18 protein-coding genes are annotated in these 21,034 nt (G+C 64.9%); 12 read left to right on the forward strand and 6 right to left on the reverse strand.

What is annotated here, in order from left to right:
* The first annotated feature begins 14 nt into the window (after positions 1-14).
* The 5 genes from bphJ (at position 15) to DSC_RS08255 (ending at position 6,284) form a co-directional block, all read left to right on the forward strand.
* Entirely contained in the window at positions 15-929 is a 915-nt protein-coding gene (gene bphJ, locus DSC_RS08235) for an acetaldehyde dehydrogenase BphJ (protein WP_014160698.1), read from the forward strand.
* 19 nt (positions 930-948) lie between these two features.
* Positions 949-1,992 carry a 4-hydroxy-2-oxovalerate aldolase BphI gene (bphI, locus tag DSC_RS08240; protein WP_014160699.1) on the forward strand — a complete coding sequence of 348 codons (1,044 nt, stop codon included), beginning with the start codon at positions 949-951 and terminating at the stop codon, positions 1,990-1,992.
* Positions 1,993-2,242: 250 nt separating this feature from the next.
* Positions 2,243-3,826, forward strand: coding sequence for a class I adenylate-forming enzyme family protein (locus DSC_RS08245; protein ID WP_014160700.1), 1,584 nt, complete (start codon positions 2,243-2,245; stop codon positions 3,824-3,826).
* Between the two features lie 128 nt (positions 3,827-3,954).
* Positions 3,955-4,815, forward strand: a complete 861-nt coding sequence (bphD, locus tag DSC_RS08250; RefSeq protein WP_043290490.1) for a 2-hydroxy-6-oxo-6-phenylhexa-2,4-dienoate hydrolase — start codon at positions 3,955-3,957, stop codon at positions 4,813-4,815.
* 92 nt (positions 4,816-4,907) lie between these two features.
* On the forward strand, positions 4,908-6,284 hold the full coding sequence (locus DSC_RS08255; RefSeq protein ID WP_014160702.1) for an OmpP1/FadL family transporter: 1,377 nt from the start codon (positions 4,908-4,910) through the stop codon (positions 6,282-6,284).
* A gap of 479 nt (positions 6,285-6,763) precedes the next feature.
* Here the strand turns inward: DSC_RS08255 and crcB are convergent, their stop codons facing one another.
* From crcB to DSC_RS08275, 4 genes are all read right to left on the reverse strand, one after another.
* Complete coding sequence (gene crcB, locus DSC_RS08260) at positions 6,764-7,168, reverse strand: fluoride efflux transporter CrcB (protein WP_014160703.1); 405 nt, start codon at positions 7,166-7,168, stop codon at positions 6,764-6,766.
* On the reverse strand, positions 7,165-8,466 hold the full coding sequence (locus DSC_RS08265) for a replication-associated recombination protein A (RefSeq protein WP_148268194.1): 1,302 nt from the start codon (positions 8,464-8,466) through the stop codon (positions 7,165-7,167). Before DSC_RS08265 ends, crcB begins: the two co-directional genes overlap by 4 nt.
* 109 nt (positions 8,467-8,575) lie before the next feature.
* Positions 8,576-9,202 (reverse strand): outer membrane lipoprotein periplasmic chaperone LolA, encoded by a 627-nt coding sequence (gene lolA / locus DSC_RS08270; protein ID WP_014160705.1) that lies wholly within the window; start codon positions 9,200-9,202, stop codon positions 8,576-8,578.
* 214 nt (positions 9,203-9,416) lie between these two features.
* Positions 9,417-11,783, reverse strand: a complete 2,367-nt coding sequence (locus DSC_RS08275; protein ID WP_014160706.1) for a DNA translocase FtsK — start codon at positions 11,781-11,783, stop codon at positions 9,417-9,419.
* A gap of 253 nt (positions 11,784-12,036) precedes the next feature.
* On the opposite strand from DSC_RS08275, the gene trxB reads away from it, so the two are divergent.
* The 4 genes from trxB to infA all read left to right on the forward strand — a co-directional run bounded on the left by trxB (position 12,037) and on the right by infA (position 15,658).
* Positions 12,037-12,990, forward strand: coding sequence for a thioredoxin-disulfide reductase (gene trxB / locus DSC_RS08280; RefSeq protein WP_014160708.1), 954 nt, complete (start codon positions 12,037-12,039; stop codon positions 12,988-12,990).
* A 480-nt stretch (positions 12,991-13,470) separates the two neighbouring features.
* Positions 13,471-14,601, forward strand: coding sequence for a GNAT family N-acetyltransferase (locus DSC_RS08285; protein ID WP_014160709.1), 1,131 nt, complete (start codon positions 13,471-13,473; stop codon positions 14,599-14,601).
* A gap of 9 nt (positions 14,602-14,610) precedes the next feature.
* The gene (aat, locus tag DSC_RS08290) at positions 14,611-15,351 is read left to right on the forward strand and encodes a leucyl/phenylalanyl-tRNA--protein transferase (RefSeq protein ID WP_014160710.1); all 741 of its coding nucleotides are present in this window, start codon (positions 14,611-14,613) and stop codon (positions 15,349-15,351) included.
* Between the two features lie 88 nt (positions 15,352-15,439).
* Complete coding sequence (gene infA / locus DSC_RS08295; protein WP_014160711.1) at positions 15,440-15,658, forward strand: translation initiation factor IF-1; 219 nt, start codon at positions 15,440-15,442, stop codon at positions 15,656-15,658.
* A gap of 149 nt (positions 15,659-15,807) precedes the next feature.
* Here infA and clpA read toward each other — a convergent pair whose 3' ends face one another.
* Together clpA and clpS are read right to left on the reverse strand one after the other, a co-directional pair.
* Complete coding sequence (clpA, locus tag DSC_RS08300) at positions 15,808-18,090, reverse strand: ATP-dependent Clp protease ATP-binding subunit ClpA (protein ID WP_014160712.1); 2,283 nt, start codon at positions 18,088-18,090, stop codon at positions 15,808-15,810.
* Positions 18,091-18,200: 110 nt separating this feature from the next.
* Positions 18,201-18,521: an ATP-dependent Clp protease adapter ClpS gene (gene clpS, locus DSC_RS08305; protein WP_014160713.1), complete on the reverse strand. Its 321-nt coding sequence runs from the start codon at positions 18,519-18,521 to the stop codon at positions 18,201-18,203.
* Between the two features lie 141 nt (positions 18,522-18,662).
* Here clpS and DSC_RS08310 point away from each other — a divergent pair, with 141 nt between their 5' ends.
* Genes DSC_RS08310 through hflD form a run of 3 tightly spaced genes read left to right on the forward strand, consistent with a single transcriptional unit; the run spans position 18,663 to position 20,958 of the window.
* Positions 18,663-19,124: an NUDIX hydrolase gene (locus tag DSC_RS08310; RefSeq protein ID WP_014160714.1), complete on the forward strand. Its 462-nt coding sequence runs from the start codon at positions 18,663-18,665 to the stop codon at positions 19,122-19,124.
* Positions 19,121-20,347: a tRNA 2-thiouridine(34) synthase MnmA gene (gene mnmA, locus DSC_RS08315; RefSeq protein ID WP_014160715.1), complete on the forward strand. Its 1,227-nt coding sequence runs from the start codon at positions 19,121-19,123 to the stop codon at positions 20,345-20,347. The genes DSC_RS08310 and mnmA overlap by 4 nt, the downstream gene beginning before the upstream one ends.
* Positions 20,344-20,958, forward strand: coding sequence for a high frequency lysogenization protein HflD (hflD, locus tag DSC_RS08320; protein ID WP_014160716.1), 615 nt, complete (start codon positions 20,344-20,346; stop codon positions 20,956-20,958). The genes mnmA and hflD overlap by 4 nt, the downstream gene beginning before the upstream one ends.
* Positions 20,959-21,034 lie beyond the last annotated feature (76 nt).

Genomic DNA, 21,034 nt, shown 5'->3' on the forward strand with positions numbered 1-21,034 from the left:
CGGAAACTGAGAACATGACCAATAAAATCAAATGCGCCGTGATCGGACCCGGCAACATCGGCACCGACCTGCTGGCCAAGCTGCAGCGCAGCCCCGTACTGGAGCCGGTCTGGATGGTCGGCATCGACCCCGAGTCCGACGGTCTCAAGCGCGCCCGCGAGATGGGGCTCAAGACCACTTCTGACGGTGTGGACGGCCTGGTGCCGCACATGCAGGCCGACGGTGTACAGATCGTCTTTGACGCCACCAGCGCTTACGCCCATGCGGAGAACAGCCGCAAGGTGAACGCCGAAGGGGCGCTCATGATCGATCTCACGCCCGCGGCCATCGGCCCCTTCTGCGTGCCGCCGGTCAACCTCAAGGAGCATGTCGGCAAAGGCGAGATGAACGTCAACATGGTCACCTGCGGGGGCCAGGCCACCATCCCCATGGTGGCTGCCGTCAACCGCGTGCAGCCGGTGGCCTACGGTGAAATCGTCGCGACCGTGTCGAGCAAGTCGGCCGGGCCCGGTACGCGCAAGAACATCGACGAATTCACCCGCACCACGGCCGGCGGCGTGGAAAAAGTTGGTGGCGCGAAAAAGGGCAAGGCCATCATCATCCTCAACCCGGCCGAGCCGCCGCTGATCATGCGCGACACCGTGCACTGCCTGCTGGAGAGCGAACCGGACCAGCAGAAGATCACCGAGTCGATCCACGCCATGATCAAGGAGGTGCAGAAGTACGTGCCCGGCTACAAACTGGTCAACGGTCCGGTGTTCGACGGCAAGCGTGTCTCGGTCTTCCTGGAGGTCGAGGGCCTGGGTGACTACCTGCCCAAGTACGCCGGCAACCTCGACATCATGACCGCCGCCGCTGCCCGCACCGCCGAGATGTTTGCCGAAGAAATGCTCGCCGGGCAGCTGACACTCCAGCCCGTCCACGCCTGAATCACGCAGGAGAACCACCATGAACCTCAAAGGCAAGAAAATCACCGTTCACGACATGACGCTGCGCGACGGCATGCATCCCAAGCGCCACCTGATGACGCTGGACCAGATGAAGAGCATTGCCTGCGGCCTGGACGCCGCGGGCGTGCCGTTGATCGAAGTCACCCACGGCGACGGCCTGGGCGGCTCCTCGGTCAACTATGGTTTCCCGGCGCACAGCGACGAGGAATACCTGGGCGCCGTGATTCCGTTGATGAAGCAGGCCAAGGTCAGTGCCCTGCTGCTCCCCGGCATCGGCACCGTCGAACACCTGTTGATGGCCAAGGACCTGGGCGTGAATACCATCCGCGTGGCCACCCACTGCACCGAAGCCGATGTGTCCGAGCAGCACATCACCCAATCGCGCAAGCTGGGGCTGGATACCGTTGGCTTTCTGATGATGGCGCACATGGCCAGCCCGGAAAAGCTGGTGAGCCAGGCACTGTTGATGCAAGGCTACGGCGCCAACTGCATCTATGTCACCGACTCGGCTGGCTACATGCTGCCTGATGATGTGAAAGTGCGTTTGAGCGCCGTGCGCGCCGCGCTCAAGCCCGAGACGGAATTGGGCTTTCATGGCCATCACAACCTGGCCATGGGGGTGGCCAACTCGATCGCTGCGATCGAGGCCGGCGCCAACCGCATCGATGCCGCCGCCGCTGGCCTGGGCGCTGGCGCCGGCAACACGCCGATGGAGGTGTTCATCGCCGTCTGTGCGCGTATGGGGATCGAAACCGGAGTGGACGTGTTCAAGATCCAGGACGTGGCCGAAGACCTGGTGGTGCCGATCATGGACCACGTCATCCGCATCGACCGCGACTCGCTCACGCTGGGCTATGCCGGGGTCTACTCCAGCTTCCTGCTGTTTGCCAAACGCGCCAGTGAGAAGTATGGCGTGCCGGCGCGCGACATCCTGGTCGAGCTGGGACGGCGCGGCATGGTCGGCGGCCAGGAAGACATGATCGAAGACACCGCCATGACCATGGCGCGTGAGCGTGCGATTGCGAAGAAGGAAGCCGCATGAAGCTCGGCAGCAACAGATACATCACCGCTTTGACCAAACGCCGAAAAGCCCGCGGACCGTAGACGCAGGAGACGGCCAAGAGCATCAACGATCGAGCTGGCATAGGGGGTGGCGACCTTGACGGCTTCATGCCTGAGGGGTCGCCATGGCTCAGGCGACCCAGGCGCATCTCGACCGACGAGGTCTGGTGTTCCGACCGACCTGACAACGGTAACAAGCCAGACACACTGAAACTTGCGAGTGATGATCTATGTTTGCGAGAGATTTGGTCAAGCGCTGTGGGAACAACTTCCCGACCAAGATCGCCTACTACTGCGGCGAACGATCGCGTACCTGGCGCGAAATGGACCAGCGATCAGACCAGTTTGGAGTGGCGCTGCAGCAACTTGGCCACCGACCGGGCCAAACGGTGGCCATCCTCGCGCCCGAGAGCATCGAGGTCTATGAACACTTCTTTGCCTGCATGAAGATCGCGGCCCCACGCGTGGCGGTCAATACGGGATACGTCTGGCCCGAGATGCTGCACGTGCTGAAAGACAGCGAGGTCAAGTTCCTGTTGTTGGATGCCCGTTGCCGGGACTTGGTCGCCAGTCGGATGGACGAGCTGGAGACACTGGGCATCACGTTGATTGGTTACGGCGCAGGCCATGGCCTGGAGCACGATTACGAGAGCCTGCTGGCAAAGGCCGAGGGTGAGCCCCACTGGCCAACGTTGGCCCCCGACGACATCCTGTTTTTCAGCTATACCTCCGGCACCACCGGTGTGCCCAAGGGCGTGATGTTGCCGCAACTGAGCGGTGCCAATTGCATCATTCAGTCATTGGGTCATTTTGGCTTCTGTCCAGACGATGTTTGGGGAGCGGTAGGATCTTCGGCCTGGGTCGTCGTCATGTGCTACTTGCTGGGACTAGGCAACGGAATGACGACCGTCATTCCGGATGGCGGATACCAATTGCAGGCCTACCTGCGTGATGTCGAGCGTTTTCGCATTACGGCCGGGTTCCACGTCCCGACCATGCTCCAGCGCGCGATAGCTGAAATCCAAAGCAATCCCGTCTATGACCTGTCCTCATTGCGCATGATGGTGTACGGCTCTTCGCCGGCAACACCCAAACTGATCCGTGATGCCCGGGAGACCTTCAAGGGCATCAAGCTGCTGCAGATCTATGGCATGACCGAAACCGCGGCGGGCTGGGTCAGTTACTTGACAGATGCCGACCACGAGCACGCATTGCGCGATGAAATCGATTTGCTGAAGTCGGTGGGTCGCATCGGAACCAGCTACGACTGCACGATTCGTGACGAGTCGGGGCAACCGGTGCCGATCGGTCAATCCGGCGAGATCTGGCTGCGCGGCAATACGATGATGAAAGGCTACAAAAACCTGCCCGAGGCGACGGCGGAAGCCATGCCAGATGGCTGGTTACGCACCAACGATATCGGGCGCCTTGACGAGCGCGGTTATCTCTATTTGCTGGATCGTCAGAAATTCCTGATCAGCACCGGCGCCGTAAAAGTATTTCCAACCACGGTTGAGGCGATTCTCGTCGAGCACCCTGCGGTGGAGGAGGTCGCCGTGGTAGGCGTGCCGCATCCGGAATGGGGCGAGGCTGTCGTTGCCGTGGTTGTGCGAAAACCTTCGCAGCCCGATGTAACGGTGCAGGAAGTCATCGACTTCTGCCAAGGCAAGCTCAGTCGCCCTGAAACACCGAAGCACGTGGTGTTTGTGGATCAACTACCCAAGACCACGAACGGAAAACTCAAGAAGGCAGAGCTGAGAAGCTGGCTGTCCGGTGGCGCAGTGCAGCTGCCTTGGCGCATCGAACTTGCTTGAAAGCCTATCGGCCGTTGGGGCGCCCTGGACGTTGCTATCCCCCCCTACCCGCCGCATGATTTTTTACTTCGCGCTGCATATTAGCGCCCTGCCCCATGGGCTCCATCCCATTCACTGAAGGACAAGAAATGACAGCACTTACCGAAAGTTCGACCAGTAAATCCGTGAAAATCAATGAGGCAGGATTTTCGGATTTCAATATCCATTACAACGATGCCGGTCAGGGTGAAACCGTCATCATGCTGCACGGCGGGGGCGCCGGCGCCGGTGGCTGGAGCAATTATTACCGCAACATTGGCCCCTTCGTCGAAGCTGGCTACCGGGTGATCCTGAAGGATTCGCCCGGCTTCAACAAGTCCGACGCGGTGGTGGTGGAGGAGCAGCGGGGCTTGGCCAACGCCCGTGCAGTCAAGGGGCTGATGGACGCGCTGGGTATCGACCGGGCGCACTTGGTCGGCAACTCGATGGGGGGCGCCACAGCCCTGAACTTCGCTCTCGAATACCCCGAGCGTATCGGCAAAATGATCCTCATGGGACCCGGCGGACTGGGTCCGAGCATGTTCGCGCCGATGCCGATGGAAGGCATCAAGCTGCTGTTCAAGCTGTACGCCGAGCCATCCTATGAAACCCTGAAACAGATGATCCAGGTGTTTTTGTATGACCAGTCACTCATCACCGAGGAGTTGCTGCAGGGTCGCTGGGAAGCGATTCAGCGTCACCCGGAGCACCTGAAGAACTTCCTCATCAGCGCGCAAAAGGCGCCGCTCTCGAGCTGGGACGTGTCTGCCAGGCTCGGAGAAATCAAGGCCAAGACATTCGTGACTTGGGGACGCGATGACCGCTTCGTCCCCCTCGACCACGGCCTGAAGCTGCTGTGGACCCTTGGCGACGCACGTTTGCATGTGTTCTCCAAGTGTGGCCACTGGGCGCAATGGGAGCACGCCGACGAGTTCAACCGCCTGGTGATTGATTTCCTGAAGCATGATTAAATAGCAAGGCCTGGCTGCTGTCCTGAATCGCCATGGCAGCCAAACTGAATATTCCTGTTAATTAAAATTTTCGTTTCTGGGAGGGAACATAGATGAAGAATAAATTAATCACCCCGATTACCACCGGGCTGCTGCTGGCGATCGCATCACAGTCGGCTTGGGCGGTCAGCGACGTCTTTCGGTTCGTGGGGCATGGACCGATATCGGCGGCCATGGGCGGTGCCGGCACCGCGTTCGATGTGGGGGCCGCCGGTATGTTGATCAATCCGGCGACACTGTCGATGACGCCCGAAGGATCGGATTTTCATTTCGGTGCAGACGTCATTTTTGCAGACCTGTTGATCAAGAACACCGAGACAGGAGAGGTCGCCCGTTCCAAGACTCACTCAAAGAATCGCGGCCCCTATGCCGCGCCTCAGTTGGCATATACCTATCACGGTGGGCCTTGGACGTTTGGTGTTGGTCTCTTTCCGCAGGGCGGGGTGGGAACAGAATATGGAAACAACAGTTTTCTTTCCCGCGCCACAGGCGGGCTTGATACCGGGCTCGACAACGCCAGCCGCCTGCTGACCCTGAATATTCCTTTTGCGGCCAGCTACGAAGTCAATGACAAGCTGGCTGTTGGGGCAAGTCTCGATGCGATTTGGCAGGGCTTGAACCTCGGCTTGCTGCTTGGCGCCGATCAGGTCGGCTCGCTGATCGGGTCGGGCCGGGCGGACGGTAGCCTGGTACCCGTGCTCGGGGGCTTGCCTGACCTGCGCGGTGCGCATCTGGGCTTTATCAAGAACCAGCCAGTGGCCAGTGGTGCTGATGCATGGGGAATCGGCGGTCGCATCGGACTGACCTACAAGGTCTCGCAAGACACGACACTGGGTGGCGCGTACTCCTTCAAAAGTCATATTGATGACATGGAAGGTGACGCAACCCTGACGGCGGTCGACGCCCTGGTTGGCCAGGTTCCACTCAAGGGGAAAGTCAGTATCCGAGACTTCCAGACACCGGCACAATTGAACCTTGGCATCAGCCACCAGATCAATGCGCAATGGATGGTTGCCGCTGATATCTCCCGGATCTTCTGGAAGGACGCCATGGAGAACATCGATGTTGGATTTGTGGCGGATAATGGGGCCGATATCGACATTTTATTGCCTTTGAACTTCAAGGATCAGACTGCTCTGTCGCTCGGGGCCGCTTACCAAACCGGCAAGTGGACGTTGCGTGGGGGAGCCCGTTTCACGACCCAGGCATTGCCATCCAACACTCTGTTGGCGGTCACGCCTGGCATCACGACCCGGTTTGGATCAGCGGGCTTTTCTTACCAGTTCTCGCCGAAGAGCAAGGTGGATCTTGCCTGGACCCGTTCCTTCAAGAAAAAGATGGGTAATGACAGGTTGCCAAATACTTCCGCACCAATCAGCGCCGAGCATGGCCAGGACAGCATTGGCCTCGCCTACAACTACATGTTCTAGATCTTCCGGAAAGATTGTTTAGGTGGCCCGGCCAAGTGCCCTGCGCGCACCTGACCTGTCCGATCTCGTGTGATCCGCAGCGCGCGGGGCTTTCTGTTCCCTGCCTGCGCGCTGCGGAGCATGGCCTGCCATCGCGGGACGACATGGGAGCCTGCGACGTTCGTGTCACGAGGGAAGAACGGGCGTCGGCACAGCGCGTTGGAGCTTCGCGCGGTGCCGGCGCAATCGTGTGATACCAACCCGCTGTCGCAGGGTCCGCTGGGTGCAGGGGCTAGGAGCCTGTCGGACTTTGGCCGGCCGGGCTGCAAATCCGGCTGTGCGGTCCATATTTCCGTCGCTTCTTGCCCCATAGAACCACTATGGGGCGGCGAATCGGCGAAAATCTGTCCTCGCGCAGCCGAATTTTCGCCTCGACCGCCAAAGCCCGACAGACTCCTAGGAGCCGGCGCGGCCGGCAGACCACGCGCTGTACTCAGCGATCAACCTTGCGGCCGCATCAACCCTGCCAGCCAGGCGCCCACAAATACCAGCACCAGCCCGCCCATCAGGCTGGTCCCCAGGTTGGTCAGCATCGCCATGCTGCGGCCCGCACGCGCCAAGATCAGGCTTTCGATCATCAACGAGGAGAACGTGGTCAGTCCGCCCAGGATGCCCACGATCAAGAATGCGCGCAGGTACAGCGCCGCCTGGCCGCGGTCTTCCAGCCACACCACCAGGAAGCCGCCGGCCAGCGAGCCAATGAAGTTCACCGCCAGCGTGCCGTAAGGCAGGCCGTTGCCGAAGTGACGCAGCATCTGCCCGCCGATCCAGAACCGCAGGCCTGCGCCGAATGCGCCGCCGGTCATCACCAGCGCCAGCTGCTGCCACCAGATGGCAGGGGTCATGGCTTGCCTTTCTCGGCCCGCGCCTGCGCACGTGCGGCGCGCAAGGCATCGAGCTTCTGCTTGAGCTTGATCTCAAGGCCACGCTCGACCGGCGCGTAGTACACGCGCTCGCCCAGTGCATCAGGGAAGCCGGTCTGATCCAGCGCGATCCCGCCTTCGGCTTCGTGGTCGTACTGGTAGCCGGCGCCGTAGCCGAGGCCTTTCATCAATCTGGTCGGTGCGTTGCGCAGATGCATCGGCACTTCCTGGGTGCCGCTCTCACGCACGTCGGCCTTGGCCAGGTTGAAGGCGGCGTAGCCGGCGTTGGACTTGGCGGTGGAGGCCAGGTACAGCACCAGCTGGGCCAGGGCCAGTTCGCCTTCCGGGCTGCCCAGGCGCTCGTAGATGTCCCAGGCTTCCAGCGCCATCTGCTGGGCGCGTGGATCGGCCAGGCCGATGTCCTCGATCGCCATGCGTGTCAGCCGCCGTGCCAGGTAGGCGCGGTCGCAGCCGCCGTCGAGCATGCGCGTGAGCCAGTACAGCGCCGAATCGGGATTGGAGCTGCGCACCGACTTGTGCAGCGCCGAGATCTGGTCGTAGAACTGCTCGCCACCCTTGTCGAAGCGGCGCGTACGGTCGGCCAGTACCTGCACCAGGGTGGCTTCGGTGATCTGGCCGCCTTCATCAAGGGCCAGTTCGGCGGCGATTTCCAGCAGGGTCAGCGCGCGGCGCACATCGCCGTCGGCGGCGCCGGCGATCTGCAGCAGGGCCTGTTCCGACACCTTCAGGCCCTGCCCACCGAGCCCGCGCGTTTCATCCTCCAGCGCGTGGCGCAGCGCCTGGGCGATGTCGGTTGCGGCCACCGCTTCCATCACGTGCACGCGGCATCGCGAGAGCAGCGCCGAGTTCAGTTCGAAGGAAGGGTTTTCGGTGGTGGCGCCAACGAACAGGATCGTGCCGCGCTCGATGTGCGGCAAAAACGCATCCTGCTGGCCCTTGTTGAAGCGGTGCACCTCGTCGACGAACAGCACCGTGCGCCGGCCTTCGGCAAACCGATGCGCGGCCTCGGCCAGCACCTGGCGCACCTCCGGCAGGCCGGACAGCACCGCGGAGATGGCCTTGAACTGCGCATCGGCATAGCGCGCCAGCAGCAGCGCCAGGGTGGTCTTGCCGCAGCCCGGCGGCCCCCACAGGATCATCGAATGCACGTGGCCCGACTCGACCGCGCGGCGCAGCGCGCTGCCCGGTGCCAGCAGGCGGCGCTGGCCGACCATCTGGTCGAGCGTGCGCGGGCGCATGCGCTCGGCCAGCGGCTGCATCGCGCTGCGGTCCACGCTCAGCAGGTCCGGCGCGTCGCCGGGAAGGGTCTTTGCTCTGGCCACGGCATCATTCTATCGGGCCCGACGCCAGGCACCACGGCTGCGGCGATCAGCCGCCGCCGACCACGTCCACGCCCGGGGCGGGCTTGTAGGTGAAGGTGTCAGCGGCGAAGGCCGGGTTGCGCTTCCAACCGGCGAAATGCACCTGGATGCGCTGGCCGGTGGCATCGATCACGTCCATCTGCACCAGCTGCCCGTCGGCGAAGCCCAACCTGGCCACTTCGAAGCCGCTGGCCGAGTCATTGCGCTTGGGGGTGAGCGTCATCCAGTCCAGGCCCTGCTCGGCCGGGCCTTCGGACACATCGAACCTGCCATCCAGCTCGTTGGGCTTGAGCAAGGCGGCCAGCGGGCTGTTCTGCGCCTCGTTGCCCTGCTCACGCACGGTGACCTGCTCCAGGTCGGTGTCGTAGATCCACACCTTCTTGCCATCGGCCACGATCAGCTGCTCATAGGGCTTGGCGTACTCCCAGCGGAACAGATCCGGCACCGACAGCGCCACCCGACCGCTGGAGCTTTCCTTCAAGCCACCGTTGGGATTGAAGACCTTCTGGGTGAACTGCCCCTCCAGGCCCCTCAGGCCGTTGGTGAAGGTGGCCAGTTCGTCGCGGGCGCCGGCCAGCGCGGTGCCGGCCAGCAGCGCGGTGCCCAGGACGGCCAGTTTGAACGTGCGGATCATGCAGCAACCCCTGATGTTTCGATATGGCAAGTGTGACCGGTCCAGTCTGAATCCGCCTGCGACCGGCAGCGGGCCTCCGCGCGCGGATTCAGCCGTCGCCCAGCCCGCGAAAGGTCAGCGCTGGCCTGCACCGTGGATGGCTCGCCATGAAGCTTCTGGCCGCAGGAGCCACCCTGCAGGTCCTGATACGGCGCGCAGCCATCTTGCTTGCCCATCAGCGCGGCGGCGGCGGTGCCAGCACGCTGCGGTCGCCATTGTGCTCGGGCGGGCTGACCACGCCGGCCGCTTCCATCGCCTCGACCAGGCGCGCGGCGCGGTTGTAGCCGATCTTGAGCCGGCGCTGGACGCCGGAGATCGACGCCCGGCGGGTCTCGGTGACGATCTTCACCGCCTCGTCGTACAGCGGGTCGGATTCGTCACCGCCACCGCCGTTGGATTCGGGCAAGCCGGTCGGGCCGACCATGACCCCCTCGCCCATCGACTGCATTTCTTCCAGCACCCCTTCGAGGTAGTCGACCGGTCCGCTGGCCTTGAGGTGCTCGACCACCCGATGCACTTCCTCGTCGGACACGAATGCACCATGCACGCGGTCGGGCATTGCGGTGCCCGGCGGCAGGTACAGCATGTCGCCATGGCCCAGCAGGGTCTCGGCACCGGACTGGTCCAGGATGGTGCGCGAGTCGATCTTGGAGCTGACCTGGAAGGCGATCCGGGTGGGGATGTTGGCCTTGATCAGGCCGGTGATCACGTCCACCGACGGGCGCTGGGTGGCCAGGATCAGGTGGATGCCGGCCGCGCGCGCCTTCTGCGCCAGGCGGGCGATGAGTTCTTCGACCTTCTTGCCGACGATCATCATCATGTCGGCGAATTCGTCGATGAAGATCACGATGAACGGCAGCGTCTCCAGCTGGCGCGGCATCTCGTCCAGGTCCGGGTTGGGCTTGAACAACGGGTCCATCAGCGGCTGGCCGGCGTTGAGCGCGTCGGTGACCTTCTTGTTGAAGCCGGCCAGGTTGCGCACGCCCACCGCGCTCATCAGCTTGTAGCGGCGCTCCATCTCGGCCACGCACCAGCGCAGGCCGTTGGCGGCCTCCTTCATGTCGGTGACCACCGGCGCCAGCAGGTGCGGGATGCCCTCGTAGACGCTCAGTTCCAGCATCTTCGGGTCGATCATCAGCATCCGCAGCTCTTTCGGGCTGGCCTTGTACAGCAGGCTCAGGACCATGGCGTTGACCGCCACCGACTTGCCCGAACCGGTGGTGCCGGCCACCAGCAGATGCGGCATGCGCGCCAGGTCGGCCACGGTCGGCTGGCCGGCGATGCCCTTGCCCAGCGCCAGGGTCAGCGGACTGGCCGACTTGTCGTATTCCTTGGAACGCAGCAGCTCGGACAGATAGATCATCTCGCGGCTGGTGTTGGGAATCTCCAGGCCGATCACCGACTTGCCCGGAATCACATCGACCACGCGCACCGCCTTGACCGACAGGCCACGGGCGATGTCCTTGTCCAGCGAGCTGATCTGGCTGACCTTCACCCCCGGTGCCGGTTCCAGCTCGAAGCGGGTGATCACCGGGCCCGGATAGGCGCCGACCACCTGCACCTCGATGCGGAAATCCTTGAGCTTGAACTCGATCTGCCGCGACAGGGTTTCCAGGGTTTCCTCGGAATAGCCCATGGCCTGCGGCTTGGGATCATCCAGCAACGCCAGCGGCGGCAGGCCGTCGGCAGTGGCGCCGGTGCCATGGAACAGCGGGATCTGGGTCTCGCGCTTGGCGCGCTCGCTCTTTTCCACCACCGGCGCGACTGGCGGCTCGATCCTGACCGGCTCGCGTTTGGCCTGCTTGACTGCATCGACCTTGCGCACTTCCTCGCGCTGCTCGCGCATGGCGCGGGTTTTCTGCCAGTCCTCGGCCTGCTTGCCGCTGCGGCGCAGCAGGCCCGGCAAGGCACTCACGCCCTGCCCGATCCGCTCCATCAGCGCGAACCAGGACAGCCCCGTGCCCAGGGTCACCGACACCAGAAACAGGACCAGCAGGAACAGGTTGCCGCCCAGCTCGCCGAATAGCATGGTCAGCGAACGACCGACCAGGCGACCCAGGATGCCGCCAGGTCCCGCGGAGAAATCCGTCGCCGAGACATGGCGGACGTAGAGCAGCCCCGTCGAGGAGATCAGGAAGCCCACCATGCCGATCAGGCGCAGTGCCGGACCGAGATCGGATTCGCCATCGCCATCCTTGTCCATGCCGAACAGGGCGATCCAGGCGATTGCACCCAGGATCAGCGGCAGCAGGAAGGCGATGTAGCCACAGAAGCCCAGCAGCAGGTCGGCCACGATCGCGCCGACCTTGCCGCCCATGTTGTGGATCGGCGCGGTCAGGTTGCTGGCCTGGGTCCAGCTGGGATCCTGCGGGGAATAGGTGAACAGGCAGGCCAGCAGGTACAGCAGCACCGGCGCGATCACGATCAGCGCCAGGTCGCGCCACAGCCGCTGGCGGCGTGGATTGGGCGGGGAGGACGGCCTGGTGCGGCGCGCGGCAGGGGCGCCTTTGGCTTTGCCGCGTTCCGGGAGCGCTTTTGCCACCTTGGGATCAGACCTCAGGAATATTTCGTTAGTACTTGATAATAAACGAATCGCCTGCGGAATTCAGCGAGGTCAGCTGCCGTGCCGGCCGGTGGACCGTCCCGCCGGCAATCGCCCTGGCCAGCAGGCGGCGGCCGGTGCATTCCATCGGCGCGCCTTGATTCGGCGTGGCTGCGCAGCCACTCTATGGACCGTCCGCAGCGGGCCGAACGCATCGGCTTGCGCGCTTTTTACCCCCACTTTTTGAGTATACATGAGCACTTCCAAGCACAGCCGCCTGTTGATCCTGGGCTCCGGCCCGGCCGGCTGGACCGCTGCGGTCTATGCCGCGCGCGCCAATCTCAAGCCGGTGGTGATCACCGGCCTGCAGCAGGGCGGCCAGCTGATGACCACCACCGAAGTGGACAACTGGCCGGGCGACGCCCACGGCCTGATGGGTCCGGACCTGATGGCGCGCATGCAGGCCCATGCCGAACGCTTCGAGACCGAGGTCATCTTCGACCACATCCACACCGCAGACCTGTCCCAGCGCCCGTTCAGGCTGATCGGCGACAGCGCCGAGTACACCTGCGACGCGCTGATCATCGCCACCGGCGCCACCGCCCGGTACCTGGGGCTGGAATCGGAAGAGGCCTTCAAGGGCCGCGGCGTGTCGGCCTGCGCCACCTGCGATGGGTTCTTCTACCGCGACCAGGACGTGGCCGTGGTCGGCGGCGGCAACACCGCCGTGGAAGAGGCGCTGTACCTGTCCAACATCGCCAACAGGGTCTACCTGATCCACCGCCGCGACACCCTGCGCGCCGAGAAGATCATGCAGGACAAGCTGCAGGCCAAGATTGACACCGGCAAGATCGTGCCGGTCTGGCACCACACCGTGGAGGAGGTGCTGGGCGACGAAGCCGGCGTCACCGGCCTGCGGGTCAGGTCGGTGCTCGACGGCAGTACCCGCGACCTGGTGGTGCACGGGTTCTTCGTGGCCATCGGCCATACGCCCAACACCAGCCTGTTCGACGGCCAGCTGGCCATGAACAACGGCTACCTGATCATCAAGTCGGGCCTGGACGGCAACGCCACCCAGACCACGGTGCCGGGGGTTTTCGCTGCCGGCGACGTGGCCGACCAGCACTACCGCCAGGCCATCACCTCGGCCGGCTTCGGCTGCATGGCCGCGCTGGACGCCGAACGCTTCCTCGACAAGGGCACCTGAGCAGCAATGGAGGCACCGGGTTGCGCGGTGCGTAGGGCGGGTCTCGACCCGCCGCTTTCGGCCGTGGTCATGTATGGAATGTGCACGCATGCGCGGCGGGGTTTTGCGGTGGCGGGCCAGAAGGCCCGCCCCTACAAAGCTCGGCATCGCCGTAAGGCGGGTCTCGACCCGCCGCTTTCGCTTACGGAGCGGCCGGAGTAGTGGGTGGCGGGTCAAGACCCGCCGCTCGTGGTTCGACCGGTATCGCGGTGGCGGGTCAAGACCCGCCCTACAAAGCTTGGCGTTGGGCGGTGAAATATGCTGGCGGGCATTGGCGGGTCGAGGCCGCCCGACGAAGCTTGGCGTCCAGGCACGCCGCGTGCTCCAACACGCTCGGCCTGGCAGGGCTTGCCCGCGTGAGCCAGAGCCGGCTGCAGATTCGCCTGTTTCAAGCCGATCACCATCGACCTGCGCGAGCCGAGCCCGTAGCATCACCGTTCGATGTGCCAGATCCGTCTCCTGTCCTCGTTGTCCTCGATTGCGCCCGAAGCCTGGGACGCCCTGCATGACGGGCGCAACCCGTTCATTCGTCACGCCTTCCTGTCCGGCCTGGAGCGCACCGGCTGCCTGCGCACCGACTGGGGCTGGACCCCGCAGCACCTGAGCGTCTGGGAGGGCGAACGCCTGGTCGCGGCGGCGCCGGGTTACCTCAAGGCCAATTCCCATGGCGAGTTCGTGTTCGACCATGCCTGGGCGCACGCCTACGCACGCCATGGCGAGGATTATTTCCCCAAGTGGCTGTGCGCGGTGCCGTATTCGCCGGTGACCGGTCCGCGCCTGCTGGCCGCCACGCCCGAGGGCCGCCAGGGGCTGCTGACGGCGATGACCGACCACGTGCGCCGGCACGGCCTGTCCTCGGCCCACGTCAATTTCCACACTGAAGCCGAGGATGCCGACTTCGGTTCCGACTGGCTGGCCCGCACCGACGTGCAGTACCAATGGCACAACACCGCCGGCTGGGACGACTTCGACGCGTTCCTGGGTGCGATGGACCACAAGCACCGCAAGAACATCCGCCAGGAGCGGGCCAAGGTGGCCCGCTCAGGGGTGCGCTTCCGGGTGCTGCATGGCGATCAGGCCAGCGACGACGACCTGGATGCGATGTATGGCTTCTACCTGCAGACTTTCCACGAATACGGCAATTCGCCGGCCCTGACCCTGGATTTCATCCGCCACCTGGCGCGGTCCATGCCGCGCGCGCTGGTGATGTTCCTGGCCGAGTTTGAAGGCCGGCCGGTCGCCGGTGCGTTGTGCCTGCGCGGTGGCGACACCCTCTACGGGCGCTACTGGGGCGCCGATGCCACCCTGCCCGGTCTGCATTTCGAGACTTGCTACTACCAGGGCATCGACTACTGCCTGCGCGAAGGCCTGGCCCGCTTCGAACCCGGTGCCCAAGGCGTGCACAAGATCGCGCGCGGATTCCTGCCGACCTTCGTGCGCAGCCGGCACTGGATCGCCGACGCGCGTTTCCGCGAAGCCCTGCGCCGCTGGTGCGCGCAAGAAACCGCCGAGGTGCGCGAACACGCGCAGCTGCTGGTCGGGCGCTCGCCGTTCCGCGCCGCGCAGGACTGAGCCGCGCGCATGCGCCGGCGGCTGCCGTTCCTGCTGGATCCTTCGGCCGATGCGCCCTTCCCCGATCCACGCCTGGCGCTGCGTGAGCCGGACGGGTTGCTGGCGATCGGCGGTGACCTGGAGCCGCAGCGCCTGCTCAACGCCTATCGCGCCGGCGTGTTTCCCTGGTACTCGCAGGGCCAGCCGTTGCTGTGGTGGTCGCCGGATCCGCGCACCGTGTTCGGCACCGACCGCGTGCACCTGAGTGCGCGCTTCCGGCGCCAGCTGCGCACCAGCAACTGGGTGTTGCGCGCCGACACCGCGTTTGCGCAGGTGATGAGCGCCTGCGCCCACGCGCCGCGACCCGGCCAGGACGGCACCTGGATCACGCCTCGGATGCTGGATGCCTATACCGCCCTGCATCGCCTCGGCCATGCCCATTCGATGGAGGTCTGGGACGGCCAGGCGCTGGTCGGCGGCATCTACGGCGTGGCCATCGGCCAGATGTTTTTCGGCGAAAGCATGTTCAGCGCGGTTTCCGGCGGCTCCAAGGCAGCCCTCGCCGGGCTTGCGCGGATCCTGGCCGGATGGGGCTGGCCGCTGATCGATGCCCAGGTCGACAACGACCACCTGCGCCGCATGGGCGCCGAGCAATGGCGGCGCGAGCGATTCCTGGCGCTGGTTGACCGGCAGGTGGCGCTGGACGCACCTGCCCAGGCCTGGACCGCCCGGATCGGCGACCTTGCCGCCTCCACGCTGGCAGGCGTTTAACGCAAATTTGGCGATACCGAGCGCAGCGGGGTATAATGCGCGGCTTCGCCGGCAGCGCTTTCCGTTGCCGCACTCCCAGCAGGCTTCCATGTCGAAAGACGATTCAATCGAATTCGAAGGCGCCGTCACCGAGACGCTGCCCAACACCATGTTCCGGGTGAAGCTGGAAAATGGTCATGAGATCATCGCCCACATCTCCGGCCGCATGCGCAAGAACTACATCCGCATCCTCACCGGCGACAAGGTCAAGGTCGAGATGACGCCCTACGACCTGACCAAGGGCCGCATCACCTACCGCATGAAATAAGCCGCCCGCGCGGCTCGTTCACGAGAGGCAGCCCTGGCTGCCTTTTTGCGTTGGGCGATGTCGCGCCCTCGCCTGTTCCAGCCCGATGCCCACACACGTGAAAGGCGGCTTGCGCCGCCTTTCACGCACTTACCTCAGGCGAGGCCGGATCACTCGACCGTCGCCGGCAGCAGCCGCTCCGGCTCGGACTGCGTGGTCACCACCAGCTCGTCGTCCTTGACATCGATGCTGACCTTGCCGCCGTTGATGAGCTTGCCGAACAGCAACTCGTCGGCCACCGGGCGCTTGATCTTGTCCTGGATCACGCGCGCCATCGGCCTGGCACCCATCTGCGGGTCGAAACCATGCTGGGCCAGCCAGTCGCGTGCTTCCGGCGTGGCCGAGAGCGTGACGTGCTTGTCGTGCAGCAGCATTTCCAGCTCGATCAGGAACTTGTCCACCACCCGCAGGATGTGATCGAAGCCCAGCGCCTGGAACTGCACGATCGCATCCAGGCGGTTGCGGAACTCCGGGGTGAAGCCGCGCCGGATCACTTCCATCGCATCGGTGGAGTGGTCCTGCTTGGTGAAGCCGATCGACCGGCGCGAGGCCTGCGCGGCACCGGCATTGGTGGTCATCACCAGGATCACGTTCTTGAAGTTGGCTTCGCGGCCATTGGTGTCGGTCAGCACCCCCCGGTCCATGACCTGCAACAGGATGTTGAAGATGTCCGGGTGGGCTTTTTCCACCTCGTCCAGCAGCAACACGCAGTGCGGGGTCTTGACGATCTTCTCGGTCAGCAGGCCGCCCTGGTCGAACCCGACATAGCCCGGAGGCGCGCCGATCAGGCGACTGATCGAATGCGGCTCCATGTATTCGGACATGTCAAAACGGACCAGTTCGATCCCCAGCTGCATGGCCAGCTGCTTGGTCACCTCGGTCTTGCCCACGCCGGTGGGACCTGCGAACAGGAAATTGCCGATCGGCTTGTCCGGATTGCCCAGGCCGCTGCGCGCCAGCTTGATCGCCGAGGCCAGTGACTGGATCGCCGGATCCTGGCCGAAGATCACCATCTTCAGGTTGCGCTCCAGGTGCTGCAGCACGTCCTTGTCGGTCGCGCTGACCTGCTTGGCCGGGATGCGCGCCATCTTGGCCACGATCGTCTCGATCTCCTCGACGTCGATCAGGCTCTTGCGCCGTTCCTCCGGCAGCAGCCGCTGACGGGCGCCGGCCTCGTCGATCACGTCGATCGCCTTGTCCGGCAGCAGGCGGTCACCGATGTGCTTGACCGACAGGTCCACTGCTGCCTGCAACGCGTCGTCGGCATAGCTGACGTTGTGGTGCGCTTCATACCTGGGCTTGAGGCCCAGCAGGATCTCGTAGGTCTCGGCGATGGTCGGCTCGACCACATCGATCTTCTGGAAGCGACGGGCCAGGGCGCGATCCTTCTCGAAGATGCCGCGGTACTCCTGGAAGGTGGTCGAGCCGATGCAGCGCAGCTCGCCCGAGGCCAGGGCCGGCTTGATCAGGTTGGAGGCGTCCATGGTGCCCCCCGAGGCCGAACCGGCCCCGATGATGGTGTGGATCTCATCGATGAACAGCACCGCGTGGGGCACCTTCTTCAGCGCCGACAGGACCGCCTTGAGGCGCTTTTCGAAATCGCCCCGGTACTTGGTGCCGGCCACCAGCGCGCCCAGGTCCAGCGAGTAGATGACCGCGTCCTCCAGGACTTCGGGCACCTCGCCGTCGACGATGCGTTTGGCCAGGCCTTCGGCCAGGGCGGTCTTGCCCACGCCGGCCTCGCCCACGTACAGCGGATTGTTCTTGCGCCGGCGGCACAGGACCTGGATGGTGCGTTCGATCTCCTCGGCGCGGCCGACCAGGGGGTCGATCTTGCCGTTGCGCGCGGCCTCGTTGAGGTTGCTGGCGTATTCGGTCAGGGCGTCGCTCTTGGCTTCGCCCTCACCCGCCTCGGCCTTGCCCTCGCCCGGCTCGCCCGAGCCCTGCGGCTCGCCGTCGCCCTGCTTGGCAATGCCGTGGGACAGGTAGTTGACCACGTCCAGCCGGGTCACATCCTGCTGGTTGAGGAAATAGACCGCGTGGGAGTCCTTTTCGCCGAAGATCGCCACCAGCACGTTGGCGCCGGTGACCTCCTTCTTGCCCGAGGACTGGACGTGGTAGACCGCCCGCTGCAGGACCCGCTGGAAGCCCAGGGTGGGCTGGGTATCGCGGCCGTCGTCCTCGGCCAGGCGGGACACGGAGGCCTCCACTGCCTGGTCCAGGTCCGCGCGCAGGCGGGCGGTATCGGCACCAGTGGCCTTGAGGACCGCCTGGGCGGAGGGGCTGTCGAGTAATGCGAGCAGGAGGTGTTCGACGGTCATGAACTCGTGGCGCGCCTCGCGGGCACGCTTGTAGCACTGGCCGATGGTCTGCTCGAGGTCTTTGCTAAACATGGAATGGCTCCCAACTGCTGTTGCCAACGATATGCGGCCTGTAGCGGGAATTTCCACAGCGGGTCTGGATTGCTGTGTTCAGCCGGCGGTGGGCCGGGCGAGGTAAGGGATCAGGTTTGTTCCATCGTACACAGTAACGGGTGCTGGCTCATCCGGGAAAACTCGTTCACCTGGGCCACCTTGGACTCTGCCACTTCGCGCGTGTAGACGCCGCACACGCCACGGCCGCGGGTGTGCACGTGCAGCATCACCTGGGTGGCTTTCTCCAGGTCCATGTTGAAAAACTGCTGCAGCACGGAGATGACGAAATCCATTGGCGTGTAGTCGTCATTGAGCAGCAGGACCTGATAGAGCGGCGGCGGTACGACTTCCGGCTTGCCGGCTTCGACCAGAACGCCGTGCTCGTGCTCATGTTGGGGGGTACGGGGCATGGAACAATTATACGGATTGGACGGGCCGGGTCTGCGCACGCACAATTTGCACGATGAGAACGCCCACCGCCACTGCACGCGCAATGGATTTATGTGCAACTGTCCCAATATCGGACCGATCTTCCTGATGGCACGTCCGCGATGACGTTCGAAAACGCGCGTCTCTGGCAACCTGACACGACCGTGGCCACCATCGTGGCGCACGGCGGCAAGCTGCTGATGGTCGAGGAACACGCCGAAGGCCGGCTGGTGCTCAACCAGCCGGCCGGCCATCTGGAACCGGACGAGAGCCTGCTCGACGCCGCCTTGCGCGAGACCCGGGAGGAGAGCGCCTGGACGGTACGTCTGCGCCATTTCGTCGGCGCCTACCAGTGGAAGGCGCAGACCGGCCGGCATTACCTGCGCTTTGCCTTTGCCGCCGAACCGGTGTCGCACGATCCGGCGCTGGCGCTGGACCAAGGCATCGTGCGCGCGCTCTGGATGACGCCCGACGAGCTGCACAAGGCCCACGCCCGCCATCGCAGCCCACTGGTGTGGCGGGTAGTGGCCGACTACCTGGCCGGGCGGCGCTATCCGCTTTCGGCCCTGAGCCAGCTGGCATGAGCACGCCGCGGATCGTGGTGGGCGTGTCCGGCGGCGTGGATTCGTCGGTGGCCGCCCTGCAGCTGGTGCGCGCTGGCGAGCCGGTGGCCGGGTTGTTCATGCAGAACTGGGCGGACGGTGGTGATGCGCAGGACAGCGCGAGTGGCGCTGAAGGCAGGCCGGAAGATGCACCTGGCGTTTCCGGCACTTCCGGCACTCCCGCCGCCTCTGGCGGTCGGGCCCCGAGAGCGGCCAGCAACTGCCGGGCCGAGGACGATCGCCGCGACGCGGTCGCGGTCTGCGGGCGGCTGGGCATCCCCTTCCACTTCCGTGATTTCTCCAGGGAATACTGGGATGGGGTGTTCGCCCACTTCCTGGCCGAGTATGCCGCTGGCCGCACGCCCAATCCGGACGTGCTGTGCAACCGCGAGGTGAAGTTCAAGCACTTCATCGATGCCGCGCGCGCGCTGGGCGCGGAGAAGATCGCCACCGGCCACTATGCGCGGGTCGAGCAGCGCCGGGCGCGCTGGCACCTGCTGCGCGGCGCCGACCCCGGCAAGGACCAGAGCTATTTCCTGCATCAGCTGGGCCAGGAGCAGCTGGCGGCCACGCTGTTTCCGATCGGCCACCTGCACAAGCCGGACCTGCGCGGCATTGCCCGGCAGGCCGGGCTGCCGGTCCACGACAAGAAGGATTCGACCGGGATCTGTTTCATCGGCGAGCGCGATTTCCGCCAGTTCCTGGGCCAGTACCTGCCGGCAAGAACTGGCGAGATGCGCGACCCTGACGGTGTGGTCATCGGTCAGCATCCGGGAGTGTTCTTCTTTACCCTTGGCCAGCGCGAGGGCCTGAACATCGGCGGCGTGCGTGGCCGCGCGGCCGCGCCGTGGTACGTGGTCGGCAAGGACGTGGCGGGCAACGTGCTTTACGTCGACCAGGACACGGCCAGCCCCTACCTGCAGTCCACCCGGCTGCGCAGCGAGCCCATGCACTGGATTGGCGGCAGCCCACCGGCGGCGCGCCTGCAATGCAGCGCACAGACCCGCTACCGGCAGGCCGCCGAGGCCTGCGCGGTCCACGTACAAGAGGACGGAACACTGGATATCCAATTCGCACGCCTGCAACGCGCCGTCACCCCCGGACAGTCCGTGGTGCTCTATGACGGCGACGACTGCCTCGGGGGGGCGGTCATCGCCAGCACCGATGCACCGCTGGAAGTGCGGCTGCAGGAGCGCGCGGCGTGAGCGCGCCCCTGCCCGAACGCGTGCTGGCGCTGGCCGCGCTGGCCCAGGCCCTGGCCCAGGTGCGGCGCATCGCCGAAACCGGCCAGTCGGACAACAGCGCAGCCGGCACGGTGCTGGACAGCGTGTTCCGCATGGACGCAGCGACCACCGAGGCGGTCTACGGCCGCGCCGCCAACCTGGGGCCCGGGCTTCGCCTGGTCCGCGACTACTTCGGCGGTGAGAACAAGGACCCGTCCCTGCCGCGCCTGGCGATGGCCGTGCTGCAGGTCGAGCGCCGCTTCATCCGCGAAACCGATACCGTCAAGGCTGTCAGCGGCGGACTGGAGGCGATCGCACCGCAGGCCAGCGAACGCGGCAGCACCCATCCGGATGTGCTGATGGCGCTGGGCACGCTCTACGCCGACACCATCAGCCGCCTGCGCCCGCGGGTGATGGTCCAGGGCAATCCGCATTACCTGGCCCAGCCGGGCGTGGTCTCGGAAATCCGTGCGATCCTGCTGGCCGCGGTACGCGCGGCGGTGCTGTGGCGGCAGCTGGGCGGCAGCCTGTGGGACTTTGTGTTCTCACGCAAGGCGATGGTCCAGGCGGCCCGCGGATGGCTGGGCGCGTGACCGCAACGACCACGCCTTCAGGCAAACGCCCACGAAAAAGCCCGGCATTGCTGCCGGGCTTTTTCCTTAGCGACTC

Origin of the sequence: Pseudoxanthomonas spadix BD-a59 (genome assembly GCF_000233915.3) — a bacterium.
Classification (GTDB): Bacteria; Pseudomonadota; Gammaproteobacteria; order Xanthomonadales; family Xanthomonadaceae; genus Pseudoxanthomonas_A; species Pseudoxanthomonas_A spadix.